Annotated in this window: 16 protein-coding genes; 8 read left to right on the top strand and 8 right to left on the bottom strand. The window is 71.1% G+C overall.

Annotated features, from left to right (window positions below):
* Positions 1-876: 876 nt before the first annotated feature.
* Positions 877-1,737 carry a hypothetical protein gene (locus tag O0S08_RS44285; protein WP_269035557.1) on the top strand — a complete coding sequence of 287 codons (861 nt, stop codon included), beginning with the start codon at positions 877-879 and terminating at the stop codon, positions 1,735-1,737.
* 488 nt (positions 1,738-2,225) lie between these two features.
* Here the strand turns inward: O0S08_RS44285 and O0S08_RS44280 are convergent, their stop codons facing one another.
* From O0S08_RS44280 to O0S08_RS44265, 4 genes are all read right to left on the bottom strand, one after another.
* Positions 2,226-2,348: a hypothetical protein gene (locus tag O0S08_RS44280; protein ID WP_256254051.1), complete on the bottom strand. Its 123-nt coding sequence runs from the start codon at positions 2,346-2,348 to the stop codon at positions 2,226-2,228.
* The gene (locus O0S08_RS44275) at positions 2,338-4,314 is read right to left on the bottom strand and encodes a tetratricopeptide repeat protein (RefSeq protein ID WP_269035556.1); all 1,977 of its coding nucleotides are present in this window, start codon (positions 4,312-4,314) and stop codon (positions 2,338-2,340) included. The genes O0S08_RS44280 and O0S08_RS44275 overlap by 11 nt, the downstream gene beginning before the upstream one ends.
* Before the next feature lie 484 nt (positions 4,315-4,798).
* Positions 4,799-5,512 carry a hypothetical protein gene (locus tag O0S08_RS44270; RefSeq protein WP_269035554.1) on the bottom strand — a complete coding sequence of 238 codons (714 nt, stop codon included), beginning with the start codon at positions 5,510-5,512 and terminating at the stop codon, positions 4,799-4,801.
* Positions 5,509-6,483 carry a hypothetical protein gene (locus tag O0S08_RS44265; protein WP_269035553.1) on the bottom strand — a complete coding sequence of 325 codons (975 nt, stop codon included), beginning with the start codon at positions 6,481-6,483 and terminating at the stop codon, positions 5,509-5,511. Before O0S08_RS44265 ends, O0S08_RS44270 begins: the two co-directional genes overlap by 4 nt.
* A 409-nt stretch (positions 6,484-6,892) precedes the next feature.
* Between O0S08_RS44265 and rpsB the strand changes: the two genes are divergently transcribed.
* The 4 genes from rpsB (at position 6,893) to frr (ending at position 9,875) form a co-directional block, all read left to right on the top strand.
* On the top strand, positions 6,893-7,804 hold the full coding sequence (gene rpsB / locus O0S08_RS44260) for a 30S ribosomal protein S2 (RefSeq protein ID WP_269035552.1): 912 nt from the start codon (positions 6,893-6,895) through the stop codon (positions 7,802-7,804).
* Between the two features lie 3 nt (positions 7,805-7,807).
* Positions 7,808-8,461 (top strand): translation elongation factor Ts, encoded by a 654-nt coding sequence (gene tsf, locus O0S08_RS44255; RefSeq protein ID WP_269035551.1) that lies wholly within the window; start codon positions 7,808-7,810, stop codon positions 8,459-8,461.
* A gap of 95 nt (positions 8,462-8,556) precedes the next feature.
* Positions 8,557-9,279: a UMP kinase gene (gene pyrH, locus O0S08_RS44250; protein ID WP_269035550.1), complete on the top strand. Its 723-nt coding sequence runs from the start codon at positions 8,557-8,559 to the stop codon at positions 9,277-9,279.
* A 41-nt stretch (positions 9,280-9,320) separates the two neighbouring features.
* The gene (frr, locus tag O0S08_RS44245) at positions 9,321-9,875 is read left to right on the top strand and encodes a ribosome recycling factor (protein WP_269035549.1); all 555 of its coding nucleotides are present in this window, start codon (positions 9,321-9,323) and stop codon (positions 9,873-9,875) included.
* 315 nt (positions 9,876-10,190) lie between these two features.
* On the opposite strand, the gene O0S08_RS44240 is transcribed toward frr, so the two are convergent.
* A complete protein-coding gene (locus O0S08_RS44240; protein ID WP_269035548.1) occupies positions 10,191-10,700 on the bottom strand; it encodes a hypothetical protein in 510 nt (169 codons plus the stop codon).
* A gap of 62 nt (positions 10,701-10,762) precedes the next feature.
* Positions 10,763-11,578, bottom strand: coding sequence for a DNA-methyltransferase (locus O0S08_RS44235; RefSeq protein ID WP_371879581.1), 816 nt, complete (start codon positions 11,576-11,578; stop codon positions 10,763-10,765).
* Between the two features lie 274 nt (positions 11,579-11,852).
* On the opposite strand from O0S08_RS44235, the gene O0S08_RS44230 reads away from it, so the two are divergent.
* The 3 genes from O0S08_RS44230 to O0S08_RS44220 are packed head-to-tail and all read left to right on the top strand — an operon-like array spanning position 11,853 to position 13,844.
* Positions 11,853-12,137, top strand: coding sequence for a polyhydroxyalkanoic acid system family protein (locus O0S08_RS44230; protein ID WP_269035547.1), 285 nt, complete (start codon positions 11,853-11,855; stop codon positions 12,135-12,137).
* Positions 12,134-12,940, top strand: a complete 807-nt coding sequence (locus O0S08_RS44225) for a glutathione S-transferase family protein (RefSeq protein WP_269035546.1) — start codon at positions 12,134-12,136, stop codon at positions 12,938-12,940. The genes O0S08_RS44230 and O0S08_RS44225 overlap by 4 nt, the downstream gene beginning before the upstream one ends.
* Positions 12,941-12,989: 49 nt before the next feature.
* Entirely contained in the window at positions 12,990-13,844 is an 855-nt protein-coding gene (locus O0S08_RS44220; RefSeq protein WP_269035545.1) for a bile acid:sodium symporter, read from the top strand.
* Between the two features lie 9 nt (positions 13,845-13,853).
* Here the strand turns inward: O0S08_RS44220 and O0S08_RS44215 are convergent, their stop codons facing one another.
* Positions 13,854-14,654 (bottom strand): hypothetical protein, encoded by an 801-nt coding sequence (locus O0S08_RS44215; protein WP_269035544.1) that lies wholly within the window; start codon positions 14,652-14,654, stop codon positions 13,854-13,856.
* 102 nt (positions 14,655-14,756) lie between these two features.
* Positions 14,757-16,697, bottom strand: coding sequence for an IgGFc-binding protein (locus O0S08_RS44210; protein WP_269035543.1), 1,941 nt, complete (start codon positions 16,695-16,697; stop codon positions 14,757-14,759).
* Between the last annotated feature and the right edge of the window lie 4 nt (positions 16,698-16,701).

Below are 16,701 nucleotides of genomic sequence, written 5' to 3'. Positions count from 1 at the left end.
TCGCGGCCGCGAGAGCGGATGGTCGAAAGGACAGGTCGACCCGGACGCGGGCTGCGCCCGGGCCGCCGCGCCGGCGTTCGGTCGGGGTCGGCGATCGCAGGACCTGCCTCGAAGGACAGGTTGTTGCAGCAGCGGCCCGGCCGTGACGAGTGATGGCGCGCCGATCGGCGCCGCGACCAGGCGCGAGCGTCGATTTCGCCGTGGCGGAGCCGACATGTTCGTCGCGCGACTCGCTCCGTGAGGTCGGACCTCGAGATGGCTTTGGGGACAGGTTGGAGGCGGTCGCCCCGACCCGCGGTGCAGGGAGCGAGCACGAACCGCGGCGACACGGCGCTCCGCGAGGCGGAGCGAGCAGGTCACTTCGAGCCGCGCTCGGAGGGCGTCGCCTCGATCGGGGCGGCGTCGTTGGCGTCGCTCGCCGTATTCGGGGCGGCGTCGTCCCGCGCAGCGGCGCGCCGGCGCTGTTGATGTAGACCATGTTGCCGGGCGGCCGCAGGGCGCTGCGAGGCGTCGCGTGCCGCAGGACGGCACTGCCTCGGCAGCCCGAGGGTGGGCGCGGACCCTGAGCTCGAGGTCCCGCCGATCTCGGCGCAGCCGTGAAGCAGGCTCGGCGGCTCGACTGGAGCGGGCGGGACCGCTCGGGCGACGCTTCCGGGCGACGCCGGAAGTGACGACGTCGGGCACGAGGAGGGGACACAGCCGGGGATGTCCGGAAACGCCCTCTGAGCGTAAGCGCGCGGATAATTGCCCATATTATTGTGAAAATCGTGGGAATGGGTCTTGCCTGCCCGCGCGCTTGATCTGAACCAGATCACGCGCTGCATTGACCCCACTGCTCGCCAGGCGCACTTTACTGAACAAGCGAGCAAGCTGACCATGAGTTCCGGATTCACCACCCTGCAAGTCCTGTCGTCCTGCACCGGCCTGCATGTGATCCTGGGCAGCCGCGCCGGCGCCCCGGTGCCCTCGGCCTCGCCGGAGCTGGCCCTGGCCGGCCTGCTCGGCGAGTTCGAGGCGCGGGGCGAGCGCGTCACGGTGGTGACCCTGCGACTGGCCCGGCGGGAGGACGCCAGCTGGGCCGAGCCGGCCCTGCGCTGGCTGACGGCCCACGGCCGCCGGGTGATCCTCCGCAGCCCGGCCACCCTGGCCCGCTCCCTGGTCCTGCGGGCCAAGGATTGCCAGGCGTCGGTGGCGTTCGAGATCGCGCACCAGAAGGTGGAGATCCAGCGAGCCCTCCTCGGCGCCGAGGCGGAGGCTGCGCCGGCCCTGTTGCTCCAGGCGCAGTACCTGCGCCGCCTCGGGGTGCCGGTCTCGGTCCACCTTGGGCCGCTGCTCGCGGGCCTGCACGACCGCCCGCTGGGGCCCGACTTCGAGCCGCTGCTCCGCCACATCGCCGCGGCCGAGCTGCGCGACCTGCACTTCGTGCCCGGCCGCCTGACCCCCGCGCGGATCCAGGCGCTGTCCGCGGTGCTCGACGCCGACACGATGACCTCGGTGCTGCGCCGCTACGGGGTGCCGCCGGCCGCCAAGAGCCGCGACGCCGCGCCCACCAGCACCGGCTGGCGCCTGACCGCCCAGGCGACTGGAGCGCTGGTCGAGGGCCTCCGCGGTCTGGCCGAGCGCCACGGGATGCGCCTCGACGCCTGCGGCTGCGCGGCCCACTGCCACCGTGACGAGCAGCGCCGCGAGGTGGTCCCGGTCCAGGGCCCCGGGCTGTTCGCAGCGCACGGGTGGTGAGCAGAGCGGGTGACCTGCCGGGCCGGGGAGCTTCGCCAGAGGGCGGACCCCCGGCCTCGTGCTTGGGTCCGCAGGAGCGCCCCACGTGCTTCAAGCGGCCGCAAGCCGCCCACGTAGCCTCCAGGGGGGCGCACCGTCGCGTCACCCATCCTCATCCCCTGTCCTGTCTGCCGCGGCACCGGCCGCGATCCCGAGGCGCCTGCGGCGATCGCCCCCGACGACGGGACCTGCCTGACCTGCTGCTATCCGCTGCACCCTCGGCGTGCGGCTCAGCCCGGTCGGGTCCGGCCTCCGGAGCCGGGCGACGCCTCGGGCGCGTGAGTCTCATCCCGACACGCGAGCGAGAGTCCTGGGCCGCGAGCGGCGCCCTCCGAGCCGCCGCGCAAGTCGCGGCGTCGCGGGCCCTCTTTTAAAAACTCGACGCTCGGGAGGTCGCGGAGGCGACCTGACCCGAGCGCCAGGTTTACTCGTGACGAGGGGCGGAGCGGCTAGGTGGCGCCGTCGGTCTCGTCTTGCTTGTCGAACTCTTCGACGGTCTGCAGACAGGCCATGCTGCCGGCGGCGATCATGAGGGCCGTGAGGAGCAGGAAGGAGAAGAACTTACGGCTCATGGGCGAAGACTCCGACAGGGTCGGCTGAGAGTATCGTGGAAGGTTCGAACAGCCGCAAGGCGTCGCGGTGCCGCGCGACAAGCGCGGTCCGATCGCCGGGATCGGCGGCGAGCCAGGCGGTTTTTTCGCGGACCAGGAGCTCCGTGGCGTCGGCCGGACGTCCGAGGTCGAGGAGGAGCTCGACGTTCGCGAGCAGGGCCTCGGGCCGCTCGGGGGCGAGGTCGAGGGAGCGGCGGTAGTGGACCTGGGCCTGCTCCGGGTCCGCCAGGCGATGGAAGATCCGCCCGGCCGTCGCGTGCAGCTCCGGGCTGTACGGGTAGCTCGCCAGGCCCTCGGCGAGGTGACGGCGCGCCAGGTCCGTGCGCGTCGTCTCGGACGTCGCCGGCAGGTCGAGGCTCACCTCGGCGAGGCCGGCGAAGATCCCCGCGTTGCGGTCGGGGCTGACGGCCAGGGCGGCCTGATAGCGGCGATAGGCGGCGGACCAGTCCTCGCGGGCCGCGGCCAGGCGGGCGAAGCACAGCTGCGGCAGCTCGTAGCGCGGGTCGTGGCGCTCGGCGTTGCGGCAGTGGGCCTCGGCGCGGGCGAACGCGAGGGCCTTGTCCTCGCGCGGCGCGTCGGCCGGGACGTTGCGGACCACCAGCTCGCCGAGCACTGCGTGGGCGCGGGCCGAGTCGGGGGCGCGCTCGCGGGCCACCGCCCACAGGTGCGAGTTGTCGCGGTAGACCGCGGCCGTGGCCACGCGCACCGAGCCCTGGACGACCACGACGGCGGCCAGCGGGGCGACCTGGGCGACGAGCTTCATGTCCTCGGAGACATGTCTCGAGAGCCATTTCCCTGCGGCCAGCAGGAGCGCGACCAGGCCGAGGCACACCGGGACGCTCGGCAGGTACATGAAGCGGTCGGCCCGCATGTTGGGCATCGGGAACAGGTTGCTGGTCGGCAGGGCGAGGGCGAAGGCGCCGAGGATCGCCAGGGCGACGAGGGGGCGCCGGCGGGCGCAGGCGAGGCCGTAGCCGGCCAGGGCGAGCAGGGCGGCGCCGGCGAGCAGGACGGCGGGGTCGCGGAGGCGGGCGGCGTGGTCGGTGTACTCGGGCGAGAGGCCGAGCGGGACCAGCATCTGCTGCAGGTAGCCGAGGTGGATCGGCAACGAGGCGGCGAGCACGGGGGCGAGGCCGACGCGGTGGCTGTGGACGCGCAGGTTGTCGGCGCCGTAGGGGTCGAGCGCGCCGTAGAGGGCGAAGGTGTAGGCGAGGACGGCGGCGACGCCGAGGCCGAGGGCGAGGGCGCCGCGGACCAGGTGGGCGACCGGCGGGCGCGGGCGCCACGGGGAGAGGCCCTCGGCGAGCAGCCACAGCGCCGGGATCGCGCCGGCGCTGAGCTTCATGGAACATGCCCCGAGAGACAGGAGGGCGGCGGCGGCGAGGCGGCCGCGCGAGGCGGCGAGGGCGGCGGCGAGGCCGAGCAGGGCGGCCAGCAGGTCCTCGCGGTAGGAGACGACGGCCACCGCCTCGGCGTGGATCGCCAGCAGGCCGAACAGCGCGGCTGTCCCGAGGGCCAGATCGAAAGGAGCGCCCAGGACCCGCAGCCAGCGGACGAGCACGGCGCAGACGGCCAGGTGGAGGCCGATCGACAGGGCGTGGTGCAGGCCGGACGACAGGCCGAGCAGCTGGTAGCCGAGCAGGTCGAACACGACGAGGCCGGGCCGGAAGGCGTCGGGGACGTGGCGCGCGACCGCCTCGGGCGAGAACAGCAGGCCGAGGTCGGTCGGCACGCGGAGGAAGCCGTTGGCGACGAGGGTCCAGCCGTCGTCGTAGACGAACTGGAAGCCGAGCAGCGGCAGGTGGACGAGGGCGATCAGCGCGAGCACCCCGAGCAGCGCGAGCCGGGGCGAGAGGTTGCCGAGCGAGTCAGCTGAGCCGACGTCGGCGGGGGGCGGGACGCCGGATGAGGATGTCCCCGAGGACATGTCCGGAGGCGCATCCGCGGGGGACGGGTCGGATGTCGCGGTCAGCGGCGTGCCGGAGGCGGATGTCCGGGAGGACATGCCCGGAGGCGCATCCGCGGGGGACGGGTCGGAGGTCGCGGGCGAGGACCGATCCGTGCCTCCGGCGGTCAGCAGCGTGCCGGATGCGGATGTCTGGGAGGACATGTCCGAAGGCGCAGCCGCGGGGGACGGGTGGAATGTCGCGGACGAGGGCCGATCCGTGCCTCCGGCGGTCAGCGGCGTGCCGGATGCGGATGTCTGGGAGGACATGTCCGAAGGCGCAGCCGCGGAAAGCTGGTCGGCTGGCCCCGAGGACAGGTCCGAGCCGGCGGCGGTCGGCGGGCCGGACGCGGATGTCCTGGAAAACATGTCCGAAGGCGCAGCCGGTGTCTGCGAGCGGCCGGCTGCTGCTGGCGCCGCAGACGTGTCCTTGGGGCCAGATGGCTCGGAGGCCATGACCGCGGGGCTAGTTCCCGGGCGCCGGGGCGGGGCCCTCGGCGGGGGGCGTCGCCGGGGCGGGGTCGCCGGAGCTCGCGGTGGGCCCGGGGGCCAGGCCGGGGCCGGCGGGGGTCGGCTCGGAGGCGGGCACGACCACGGGCGCGTCGGGGCTCTTGTGGTCGGGGTGGTACTCCTCGCAGCGGCCGCGCGGGGCGGTGTCGCGGCGGCGCTTGGGCGCGAGCGGGCCGCAGCGGGCCCAGTCGACGCTGTAGGAGATCAGGGCCATCGCGGCGAAGGCGACCGCCGTCATGCCGAGGCCCCAGCTGGCCTTGCTGAGGCGGTTGCCGGTCTCGACGGTGCGGTCGTAGTCGTCGTAGCCGAAGCCGTCCTCGAAGTAGCCGTCGTCGAGCTTGCGGCGCAGGCCGTACGAGGCGAAGCTGGTGGCGATCGTGCCGACGCCCGCGGCCACGGCCATCGAGATGCCGAGGTAGAACAGGATCGGCGTGACCGGGCGGCGGCGCTTGCTCGAGCGGTCGTCCGCCGGCGGCGGGGCCGGGTCCTGGACGGCGTAGAGCGTGCGGATCTCGAAGTTCGAGCGCGTGCCCAGGTTGCCGATCGACGCCAGCCGGCGGTCGGGCTGCGGCAGGTCGGCCGTGGTCGTGGCGCAGGCGGTGCTGAGCGCCAGGGCGGCGACCCAGAGTCGGCGGGGGACGGCGTGGCCTTGGAGCGGTTGGTGGGTCATCCGCTGGTCTCGGTTTCGCTGGTGGGAGCTTCCGTGTCGCTCACGTCGGTGTCGGTGCCGGTGGTGAGCGCGTCGGTGTCGCTGGTCGGGAGATCTTCAGGGACGCAGATCGCCAGGTCCTCGCTGCACGTGAAGCCGTCGCGGCAGGTGGTCGCGTCCTCGCCGAGGCAGGTCGGCAGGCACAGGTCGAGGCCCTTGACGCAGACCTCGCCCTTCTCGCAGGTGTTCTCGCCGGTCGAGTCGCACTTGACGATGCAGGTCGAGAAGCCGCCGAAGGCGTAGCACTGGGCCGTCTCGGCGCAGGGCGTGGCGCCCTCGTGGGCGCAGTCGGCCAGGCACATGGCGCCGCTGCAGTACTGTCCCGGAGGACAGGCGCGCGCGCCGTCGGCGTCGCAGCGGATGCCGCACACGCCGGTGCCGATCAGGTCCTCGACGCTGGTGCTGCCGCCGCCGCCGCCGCCGCCCGGGAAGCCGCTGTTGCTACCGCCGCCGCCGCCGCCGCCGCCGCTGCCGATGAGGTCCTCGACGAGCGCCAGCTCGATGTCGTCGCCGAACAGCACGCACTGTTGCGGGCTCGAGCAGGTCGCGTCGGGGTCGGGGAAGCGCTCGTCGTCGAAGCCGCAGGCGGTCGCGCAGGCGCCGTTGAAGCAGAGGTTATAGCCCTTGCCGGACGGGCAGACGTCGGTGCTGAGCTCGCACGGGTACTCGCACAGGCCGTCGAGGCAGGTCTGGCGGGCCTCGTAGAACTTGCTCTTGTCGGCGTCGAGCACCTCGTCGCAGTTCTCGGCCAGAGTCAGGCCGGCGGCCTCCGCGTCGGGGATCGTCACCAGATCGCCGCGACAGGTCAGCACGCGGCAGTCGCTGTCGGCCTTGCAGTTGTAGCGGAACGACGGCGGCGGGTTCGCGGTGAGGAAGCAACCGCCGAGGGCGCCGAGAGCGAACGCGAGGGCGAGGAGCGGACGACGAGACATCGACAAGGCGCTCATATCACAGGGGTGGCTGCGCGGACAGCGCGATTGCCCCGGAGAGCAGGGAAGGGGCCGTCCGATCGCGTGAGACGCGGACTGCCGCGCCGTGTGGATTGGACCAGGACCGCGACGCGCGTGGAGTCGGCGGGCGAAACGAGCAGGCTCACGCGTCCGGGTGCGGGGCCCGGGGCCGCCCGAGGGCTTCGCGGTGGCCGGAACGGGTGCGTGTCCGGGTGTGAGAACGCCGGGTGGGCGGTGCAGGCGGCGCCTTGCCCGGTGGCCGGGGTGCGTGCTAAACGGCCCGCCCAACCAATCACACATGCCTCGGGAGGGCCCCGTGGCGTCACCGCGGTCGCGGTGTTCGGGGCTCGAGGAGCGAGGCAGCGGCCCAACGCCAGGAAAGAACGAGAAAATGAGCACTCAAGATGTCTCCCAGAGCGACCTGCAGCAGTCGCTCGACATGTCGGACGGCCAGCGGATCATCACCGTGCGCCAACTGCTCGAGGCGGGCGTGCACTTCGGTCACCGGACCGAGCGCTGGAACCCGCGCATGCGGCCCTACATCTACGGGGCCCGCAACGGCATCCACATCATCGACCTGCAGCAGACCGCGGTCATGTTCCGCCGGGCGTACGCGTTCATCCGCAGCATCGCGGCCGAGGGCAAGCCGGTCCTGTTCGTCGGCACCAAGAAGCAGGCCGCGGACGTGATGGTCCAGGAGGCCGAGCGCGCCAACCAGTTCTTCGTGTGCAGCCGCTGGCTCGGCGGCACCCTGACCAACTGGACGACCGTGCGCCAGTCGGTCGACAAGCTGCGCAACATCGAGCGTATGAGCCAGGACGGCACGTACGAGGCGATCACCAAGAAGGAAGCGCTGATGTTCGAGCGCAAGCGCGGCAAGCTCGAGCGCAACCTCGGCGGCATCAAGGACATGCCGAAGCTGCCCGGCGCGGTGTTCGTGATCGACCCGGTCAAGGAGCACATCGCCGTGGTCGAGGCCAACCGCCTCGGCATCCCGGTGGTCGCGGTGGCCGACACCAACGCCGACCCGCGGCTCATCCAGCACGTCATCCCCGGCAACGACGACGCCATCCGCGCGATCAAGCTGTTCTGCAGCAAGATCGCCGACGCCTGCCTCGAGGGCGCGCGCCTCGGCAAGTCGCGCGCGGTCAACGAGCCCGAGGGTCACAACGTCCCCGAGACGATCCGCGTGACCACCGGCGGCGACGGCCCGCGTGTCGAGGTCGTGTCGCGCCGCACCCAGCTGCCGGCCCCCGAGGCCGCCGCCACCCCCGACGAAGACGCTGGCACCAAAGAGGACTGAGCCATGGCTACGATCACCTCCGACATGATCAAAGACCTCCGCGAGCGGACCGGCGCGGGGCTGATGGACTGCAAGCGGGCGCTCACCGAGGTCGACGCCGATATCGAGAAGGCGGTCGACTACCTGCGCAAGAAGGGCATCGCGGGCGCGGCCAAGAAGGCCGGCCGGATCGCCACCGAGGGCGCGGTGACGTCCTACATCCACATGAACCATCGCGTGGGTGTGCTGCTCGAGGTCAACTGCGAGACCGACTTCGTCGCCAAGACGGCCGACTTCCAGGCCTTCTGCGCCGACGTGGCGATGCAGATCGCGGCCATGAACCCGGCCTGCGTCCGTCGTGAAGACATGGACACCTCCAAGGTCGAGGCCGAGCGCGCGCTGCTGCGCGAGAAGGCGCTGGCCGAGGGCAAGCCCGAGAAGATCGTCGACAAGATCGTCGACGGCCAGGTCGGCAAGTTCTACTCGGAGCACGTCCTGCTCGAGATGAAGTGGGTCAAGGACGACAAGAAGACCATCGAGCTGCTGCAGCAGGAGCTGGTGGCGAAGCTCGGCGAGAACATCAAGATCCGCCGCTTCACCCGCTACGAGCTCGGCGAAGGCCTCGAGAAGAAGTCGGAAGACTTCGCCGCCGAGGTCGCGGCGCAGATCAAGGCGTGAAGACGCGAGCGAGAGAGCGGGCGACCCCCGCTCTCTCGCTATGTGCGTCGTGATGTTCCCTTATGCCGGCCCCGCGGGCCGGAGAGACGGTCCGCATGGCAGCTGCCCCCCGCTACAAGAGGATCCTGCTCAAGCTGTCCGGCGAGGCCCTGCAGGGCACGCAGGGCTACGGCGTCGACGCCGAGGTGCTGCGCACGATCTCCGAGGAGGTCAAGGACGTCGTCGGCCTCGGGGTCGAGGTCGCGCTGGTCATCGGCGGCGGCAACATCTTCCGCGGGCTGTCGGCCGCGGCCTCCGGCATGGACCGCGCCAGCGCCGATTACATGGGCATGCTGGCGACGGTGATGAACTCGCTGGCGCTGCAGGACGCGCTCGAGCAGCGCGGGGTGTACACGCGGGTGATGTCGGCGATCGAGATGAAGGAGGTCGCCGAGCCTTACATCCGCCGGCGCGCGACCCGGCACCTGGAGAAGGGCCGGGTGGTGATCTTCGCGGCGGGGACCGGCAACCCCTACTTCACCACCGACACGGCGGCGGCCCTGCGGGCCATGGAGGTCCACGCCGACGTGCTGATGAAGGCGACCAAGGTCGACGGGGTCTACGACAAGGACCCGCACAAGCACAAGGACGCGGTCCGCTACTCCCGCCTCACCTACCTCGACGTGCTGGCCCGCGGCCTCAACGTCATGGACAGCACGGCGATCTCCTTGTGCAAGGAGAACAGCCTGCCCATCCTTGTCTTCAACATGCTCGGGCGGGACAATATCCGCCGCGTGGTCTGCGGCGAGGAGCTCGGCACGCTGGTCTGCGCGGAGTAGCCCGCGCGAACACGAACCACCCTATCCACTGGAGCACGACGATGAACGACGCACTCGAACTGGCCCAAGAAGGCATGGACAAGGCGCTCGACCACCTGCGCAAGTCGGTTTCCAAGGTCCGCGCCGGCCGGGCCAACCCCGCCATGCTCGACGAGATCCGCGTCGAGAGCTACGGCACCCTGATGCCGCTCAACCAGTGCGCCACCGTCTCGATCGGCGACGCCCGCCTGCTCGTCGTCAAGCCGTGGGACCGCAACATGCTCGGCCCGATCGAGCGCGCCATCAACGCCGCCAACCTCGGCATCAACCCCCAGAGCGACGGCCTGGTGATCCGCCTCGCCATCCCGCCCCTCACCGGCGACCGCCGCAAGGCGCTGGTCAAGCAGGTCAAGGACCTCGGCGAGGAGGCCAAGGTGGCCATCCGCCAGTCGCGCCGCGAGGCCAACGAGTTCCTCAAGGAGGCCGAGAAGGGCCGCGAGATCACCGAGGACGAGCTCAAGAAGGCGCTCGAAAAGGTGCAGGAGATGCACGACAAGTTCGTCAAGCAGGCCGAGGAGATCCTCGGCAAGAAGGAAGCCGAGATCACCGAGGTCTGAGACCTGTCCCACGGGGCAGGTCGCTCGCCGCGGCGAGCGATGGGGCGGCGAGCGATCGCCGCCTCGCGCGTTTAATCAGCAAGACAAATCAAAGAGGCGTCGGGGTGGGCGAGCGGCGCAACCTGGTCGGCCACGCTCGTCGCTCGCCCCACGACCAGCGTTCGGCGACACGCTCGGGCGAGCGACCTTCGCGTGCGTCGTGATCCCACGACCAGCGTTCGGGCACACGCTCGGGTGAGCGACCTTCCCGTGCGCGAAGGTCGACCAGCGTTCGGCGACACGCTCGAGGGCTCACGACGCGGTCGGGGCTTCCGCTCACGGGGGGCAGAAGTGAATCAGACCGAAGCTCCAGTAGCAGCAGGCGTCCTCGCGCCGCGGGTCCGGACCGCACATCGCGTCTCCGCCGACGCCGGTGCACAGGGAGCAGTCGTTGAGCAGATCCAGGACCGTCGCGGCCTCGGCGTCGGGGCAGGCGTCGGGATCGGCGCCCTCGAGGCAGGCATACATGAAATCCCACGGTCGGTGCGGCACGACCTCGCAGTGCACGTCGGGCGAGACGTCGGGGGGCGGGTCGCACGCGGGCGGCGTTGGCGGCGGCACGTCGGGCGGCAGCGGCGGCAGGTCGAACTTGAGCGGCGGGTCGACGCTCGCAGCGCTGTCGCTGCCGCTGTCGCCGGTCGAAAGACCCGTCGTGGTCGTCGGGCTCGTCGTGGTCGTCGAGCTCGACGTGGTCGTCGCGCCGGTGCTGGTGTCTCCGGTGGTTGCACCCTCGTCGGGCAGCTGCGGTCCGCAGGCCGCGATCACGAGGATGAGCAGCGAGCGCATTTGCATGAGCACCCGTGACGGCGGCCGGGAGAGAGACGAGGCTCCCGTGCCGAATACGATCTTCAGCGCACGACTTGCAGCGCAGGGCGCTCGCGCAGGGCGGGGACGGCGTCGAGCAGGCGGGCCTGGGTCAGGTCGATGTATTCCTGCTCGAGGTCGATGCCCATGTAGCTGTGGCCGAGGGTGACGGCGGCCACGCCGGTGGTGCCGGAGCCGTTGAAGGGGTCGAGCACCTGGGCGCCTTCGGGGCACGAGGCGAGCAGCAGGCGCTCGAGCAGGGCGACCGGCTTCTGCGTCGGGTGGCGGCCGAGCAGCTTCTCCTTCTGGCCCGGCGCGGTGAGGCGCCACACCGTCTTCATCTGCTTGCCGTCGTTCATCTCGCGCATGCGGTCGTAGTTGAACACGTGCCGGCTCTTGCGGTTCTTGGCCGCCCACAGCAGCGTCTCGGTCGCGTGCGTGAAGTAGCGGCACGACAGGTTCGGCGGCGGGTTCGGCTTCTCCCACACGATCTCGTTGAGCATCTTGAAGCCGAGCTGTTGCATGGCGTAACCGACCGAGTAGATCACGTGACCGGTGCCCGACACCCACATCGTGCCGTTGGGCTTGAGCGCCCGCTGACACGCGGTCAACCACTTGTGGTTGAAGGCGTGGTTCTCCTCGACGCCGTTCGACTTGTCCCACGTGCCCTTGTCGACGCTGGTGCGCTTGCCGGCGCGGCAGGTGGTCCCGCCGTTCGACAGGAAGTACGGCGGGTCGGCGAAGATGACGTCGACCGACTCGGCGGGGATGCGCTCCAAGATCTCGAGGCAGTCGCCTTTGAAGAGTCGCGCGCGGTTGTCGGCCGAGCGCCACGTCGGCTCGGGCAGGGGCTTCTGCACCGGCGTGGTCGCGCGCGCGCTCGTGGCCCGGGCCGGGCCCGGCTGCGGCGTCTGCACGCCCGGGGCCGGAGCCGGGGCCTTGGAGCTCACGGGGGCCCTCAGGTCCGAAGGAGGCAGAGCGGTCTCGGTGGCGCTGACGCTTTGGAGCACGGCCGCAGATTCCACGGCGCGGCCCTGCGGGCCAAATTTGTGACGAAAGCCTGTGGCTCCCGGGGGCGCTCGCGCCGCCCCCGGTTTGCAGGACCGGCGGGCTTTTTGGTATCAAGAATCGGCGATGCCGAAGATCAACCTGTCTCGCAATCACTCCCTCGAGCCCGCCGTGATCAAGGAACGGATCAGCACCCTGGGCGCGAAGCTCCAGGAGAAGTACCAGGCCAAGACCTCGTGGGCCGACGATCGCACCCTCAACGTCAAGGGGACCGGCGTCGAGGGCAAGCTGGTCATCAGCGACAACAAGGTCGACGTCAACCTCGACCTCGGCTTCATGCTCACGCCGCTCAAGGGCAAGATCGAGGAGACGCTGGGCAAGGAGCTCGAGAAGCTCACCGCCGGGTCGTGAGCGGCTCGCCCGCGCCGCTGCGCCTGATCACGATCGGGTTCAGCCACTACTGCGAGAAGGCCCGCTGGGCCCTCGACCGTGCCGGCCTCGATTACGTCGAGGCCGACCACGTCCCGCTGTTCCACTTCGCGGCCAACCTCGCCGCCGGTGCCCGGCGCACCGTGCCGGCGTTGGTGACGCCGCGGGGTGTGCTGTGCGAGTCGACCGACATCGTCCGCTTCGCCGACGAGCAGCTGCCCGAGGCGCGCAAGCTGTTCCCGGAGGAGCCGCCGCTGCGGGCCGAGGTCGAGCGGATGGTCGCTCGCTTCGACCAGCTGCTCGGGCCGGCGGTGCGGCGCGTGGCCTACTCGCTCCTGTTCACCGACCGCGGCAAGATCCGGGATCTGGTCACCTCGACCGGGCCCGCGTGGGAGCGGCGGCTCGGCCGGCTGCTGGCGCGGCCGCTGACCGCCATGATGCGGCGCGCCTTGAAGCTGGACCCGGCGCCGACCGCCCGCTCGCAGGCTCGGCTCGACGTGATCTTCGACGAGGTCACGCAGACCCTGGAAGGCGGCCGGCGCTACCTCGTGGGCGACCGCTTCACCGCCGCCGACCTGACCTTCGCGGCCCTCGCCGCGCCGGCGCTGATGCCTCCGCAGTACGGCTACCAGTTCTCCCCGGAGGTGCTGACGCCGGCGGCCCTGGACTGGGTCGAGCGCGCCCGGGTGACCCCGGCCGGGGCGTTCGCCCTGCGGCTGTTCGCCGAGGAGCGCCCGCCGGTGCGCGCGCAGGGCCGTTCGGACATGTCTTCGCGGACAGGTTGAGCTCCGGGCCGCGGTTGCCGCGGGCGCGGGCGCGTGCGAGCATCGAGTGATGCTGTCGGGCCTCGAACAGGCGCTGCTGGTCCTGCTCCTCGTCGTCCTGATGACGGGGATGGGCGCCTCGCTGACCGTGGCCGACTTCCGCGCGGTGCTGCAGAACCCGCGCGGGCCGCTGATCGGCCTGGCCTCGCAGTACGGGTGGATGCCGCTGATCGCGTTCGCGCTGGCGAAGGCGCTCGGCCTGCCGAACGACCAGGCGATCAGCCTGATCATCGTCGGTTGCACCCCGGGCGGCACGACCTCGAACCTGTTCACTTACTACGCCCGGGCCGACGTGGCGCTCAGCATCAGCATGACCGCGCTGTCGACGATCGTCGCGGTGGTGGTGATGCCGCTGCTCCTGGTGGTGTACGCCAGCTCGTTCACCGACGCGGCGCTCAAGGTGCCGTACGGCAACATCACGGTCACCCTGGCGTTGATGCTGGTGCCGCTCGGCCTGGGTATGACGATCCGGGCTCGCTCGGCTCGCGCGGCGGCGGTGCTCGAGAAGATCGGCAGCCTGTCGGGCATCGGCGTGCTGGGCCTGCTGATCGTCACCGGGCTGGTGCACAACGGGGCGCTGCTGGCCCAGACCACGCCGGCGATGGTCGCGGCGGCGCTCGGCCTCGGCGTCCTCGGCTTCGCGCTCGGCTACCTGCTGGCGGCGTTGCTCAGGGTCTCGCGCGCGGGCCGGCGGGCGATCGCGTTCGAGACGGGCATTCAGAACAGCCCGCTGGCGCTCGGCATCATCCTCGCCAGCTTCCCCGCCGCCTTGCACGAGCGGATGCTGTGGCTGCCGCTGCTGTACGCGCTGTTCGTGCTGCTGTCGGCGTCGCTGCTGACCCTGTGGTGGCGCTACCGCGGGTGACCGCGGCGCTCAATCGCAGCGCGGGACGTAGTCCGGGTTCTTCTGGTCGCACACGTCCTCGACGCACGGGCACTCGCCGGTGAAGCAGTAGCCGCGCTGGTCGGCGACGCCGAGCTGCGAGATGCAGTCGAGCAGCGCGTTCTGGTCGGCGCCGGCGAAGAGCTTGCAACTGTCGGCGAACGGGTCCTGGTTGGTGGCGTGGGCGGTGCCCCAGCCGGTGAGCTTGGCGCTGATGTCTGCCCCGCGCACGGTCCGCCAGCGGCCCGATTGTGGGTCCTGAATGCAGTCCTTCGCCGGGTCGACGGCGGTGAACGGGCAGCACTGCGAGCCGCCGCAGATCTGCAAGCGCCGCTCGACCGTCCAGGTCGGGTTGCACGGGACCGGGCAGCCGTTGCTCAGCGGGCTGGGGAACCCGCCAGTCTCGATGCAATAGCCCCAGTAGCTGAGGTCGTTGTTGTCGTCCGAGAACAGCGGGGTGCCGACCTCGTCGTCGATCACGCCGTCCTTGAAGTAGTTGGGCAAGAGGCCCTGGATCGTGGCCGGGTCGTCGGAACAACAAGTATGTCCCGTGGGACATGTGTTGCCCTCGACCGGCTTGCACGCGCCGTCGTGCGCGCCGGGCACGTCGTCGCCGGTGCTCCCGGCGGTGGAATCTTCGGTCGGGCCGCCGGTGGCCGAGTCGTCCGGCATCGCGGTGGTGCTGGCCGGCGGCGCGGCCGAACCGCCGCTGTCGCTGTCGTCCTCGGGCGACGTGCGGTCGACGCACGCGGTCAGGGCGAGGCAGGCGACGACACGGAAGAGGCCATGCACCCGTGGATCGTCGGCCAGCCGGCGGGATGCAGTCAACTTTGCGGTCGGCGGAAGTTTTGCGGGCCCGCCGGGCGCGCGAGGTCGCGCGCCCGGGGTCGGCGCTCACTGCGGGAGGACGTCGAGGTCGAGGCCGCCGGGGTACCAGTAGCTGCCGTAGCTCTGCACGCCGTAGACGCCGATGCCCACGCCGACGTCGCCGACCACGGTGTGGTTGCCGCCGCCGTTGTTGTTCAGCTTGATGTGGGCGACCTGGTAGTTGGTGGCGCCGACGGCCTGCCAGTTGCCGACGGCGACCCCGTCGACGGTGACGTTGGCGTTCTTGGGCGCGAGCACGTCGACGTAGTTGGCGGTCCAGCTCGGCTGGGCGTGGAACAGGTAGTTCTTGCGCCACTGCAGCGGATTGACGGCCAGGAGCATGGCGGGGTCGCTGGTGCCGTAGCCGCCGTCCTGGCCGACCATGTACTGCGACACCAGGATCTTCTTGTCGGAGGTGACGACGAACTTGGCGGTGGTGGTGGTGATCTCGACGAAGTCGCCGGCCTTGGCCAGGACCTTGTTCACCGGCTGATCGGGCGTGAACGTCAGGGTCGTGTTGGCCTCGCTGGCGATCACGCGCACGATCTGGGCCTTGTCGAGCTGGTCGTTGGGGACCTGCACCGGCGGGACGACCACGTACTCCTTGGCGAGGGTCTCGAGCGGGAACATCGACTCCTCGAGGTGATCGCAGGCGGTGACGTTGAGCGGGACGTTGGTGCACTCCTGGCCGCCGAACACCTGCACCGGCTTGTCGGCCGTGACGATCGTGCCGGTCAGGTCGCCGCCGATCCCCGACATGACCTGAAGGACATCATCGGCGTTGAGGGTGACGACGCCGGTGCCGTCGGCCGCCACGCCGCCGCCGGCCTGGACGATCTTGCCGGTGGTCGAGGGCGTGAGGGTGACCTTGGTGTTGTCCTGGCTGGCGACCACCGCGTAGAAGCCGGGGTAGTTGACGCCCGGCGTGAAGGTCCACGTCGGCCAGGCGGCGACCACGTAGTTGCCGGTCCAGGTGTTGACGGGCAGCAGCAGCGAGGCGTCGTTGGTGGTGGTCGCCTTGAGCGGGTTGTACTGGTAGACGGTGACCGGCCGGGTGCTGCGAAGGCGGTAGGCGCCGTCGGTGACGAGCACCGAGGGGCCCTGGCCCTGGACCAGCTGGTTCACCCACGGCAGGACGATCAGCTGGACGCTCATCGGCGCGACCATGACCTGGGTGATCTGGTTGGCGCCGCGGGTGACGGTGACCTGGGCCGCCTGGTCGGAGGTGTTGGCGACCGCGACCGCGTACTCGTAGGTGGGCGCGGAGATGAAGCTGTCGTGCTGCTGCAGGACGGTCGGGTAGTAGTCGCAGCCGATGTACGACAGGCCGAGGCCGGCGCAGGCGCCGAGGCAGGCGCCGACGTCGGGGTCGCAGGCGAGGCCCTGCAGGCCGTCGCAGGTCTCGAAGGCCTCCCAGGTGCCGCTCTCGTTGCACTTCTGGACGTCGTTGCCCGCGCACTGGGTGTCGCCCGGGGTGCACTCGGTGCAGCCGATGCCCGGCGCGCAGGCGACCGGACACTCCTCTTCGCTCTTGAAGCCGCCCATGCCGTCGCACACCTGGGCGGTGTTGCCGTCGCAGACGATCTGGTCCTCGGGACAGGACGGATTGCCGCTCGTGGTGGTGGTCGAGTCGGTGGTCTCGCTGGCCGAGACGTTGCCGGTGGTGCTCGTCTCCCCGTCGGTGGTGCTCGTCGCCGCGTCGGTGGTGGTCTGCGGCGCGGCGGTGGTCCCGTCGGTGGTGTCGTCGGTGGCGGCGGTGGTGCCGGTGGCCGAGATGCTGCCCTCGGTGGTCGGCGTGCCGGTGGTCGGCGTCTCGGTGGTCGGCGCGGTGGTGCTGGTCGTCGGGCCAGGTCCGGTGGTATCGGGGGCGGTGGTGGCGACGGTGGCGGTGGCGTCGATGGAGCCGTCGTCGCCGCAAGCGACGGCGAGGGGCAGGGCGAGCAGAGCGTATCGGCGGAGACGAAGCATCCGG

This window comes from Nannocystis punicea, assembly GCF_026965555.1.
Classification (GTDB): domain Bacteria; phylum Myxococcota_A; class Polyangia; order Nannocystales; family Nannocystaceae; genus Nannocystis; species Nannocystis punicea.
Note: the sequence above shows the minus strand (reverse complement) of the source record. Positions and strands in the feature narration are given on the sequence as shown.

Coding starts and splice junctions, on each gene's coding strand:
- O0S08_RS44240 (WP_269035548.1), bottom strand. CDS start 10,700: ATGCGCTCGCTGCTCATCCTCGTGATCGCGGCCTGCGGACCGCAGCTG.
- O0S08_RS44265 (WP_269035553.1), bottom strand. CDS start 6,483: ATGTCTCGTCGTCCGCTCCTCGCCCTCGCGTTCGCTCTCGGCGCCCTC.
- rpsB (WP_269035552.1), top strand. CDS start 6,893: ATGAGCACTCAAGATGTCTCCCAGAGCGACCTGCAGCAGTCGCTCGAC.
- tsf (WP_269035551.1), top strand. CDS start 7,808: ATGGCTACGATCACCTCCGACATGATCAAAGACCTCCGCGAGCGGACC.
- O0S08_RS44270 (WP_269035554.1), bottom strand. CDS start 5,512: ATGACCCACCAACCGCTCCAAGGCCACGCCGTCCCCCGCCGACTCTGG.
- pyrH (WP_269035550.1), top strand. CDS start 8,557: ATGGCAGCTGCCCCCCGCTACAAGAGGATCCTGCTCAAGCTGTCCGGC.
- O0S08_RS44220 (WP_269035545.1), top strand. CDS start 12,990: ATGCTGTCGGGCCTCGAACAGGCGCTGCTGGTCCTGCTCCTCGTCGTC.
- O0S08_RS44210 (WP_269035543.1), bottom strand. CDS start 16,697: ATGCTTCGTCTCCGCCGATACGCTCTGCTCGCCCTGCCCCTCGCCGTC.
- O0S08_RS44280 (WP_256254051.1), bottom strand. CDS start 2,348: ATGAGCCGTAAGTTCTTCTCCTTCCTGCTCCTCACGGCCCTCATGATC.
- O0S08_RS44275 (WP_269035556.1), bottom strand. CDS start 4,314: ATGTCCTCGGGGACATCCTCATCCGGCGTCCCGCCCCCCGCCGACGTC.
- frr (WP_269035549.1), top strand. CDS start 9,321: ATGAACGACGCACTCGAACTGGCCCAAGAAGGCATGGACAAGGCGCTC.
- O0S08_RS44285 (WP_269035557.1), top strand. CDS start 877: ATGAGTTCCGGATTCACCACCCTGCAAGTCCTGTCGTCCTGCACCGGC.
- O0S08_RS44230 (WP_269035547.1), top strand. CDS start 11,853: ATGCCGAAGATCAACCTGTCTCGCAATCACTCCCTCGAGCCCGCCGTG.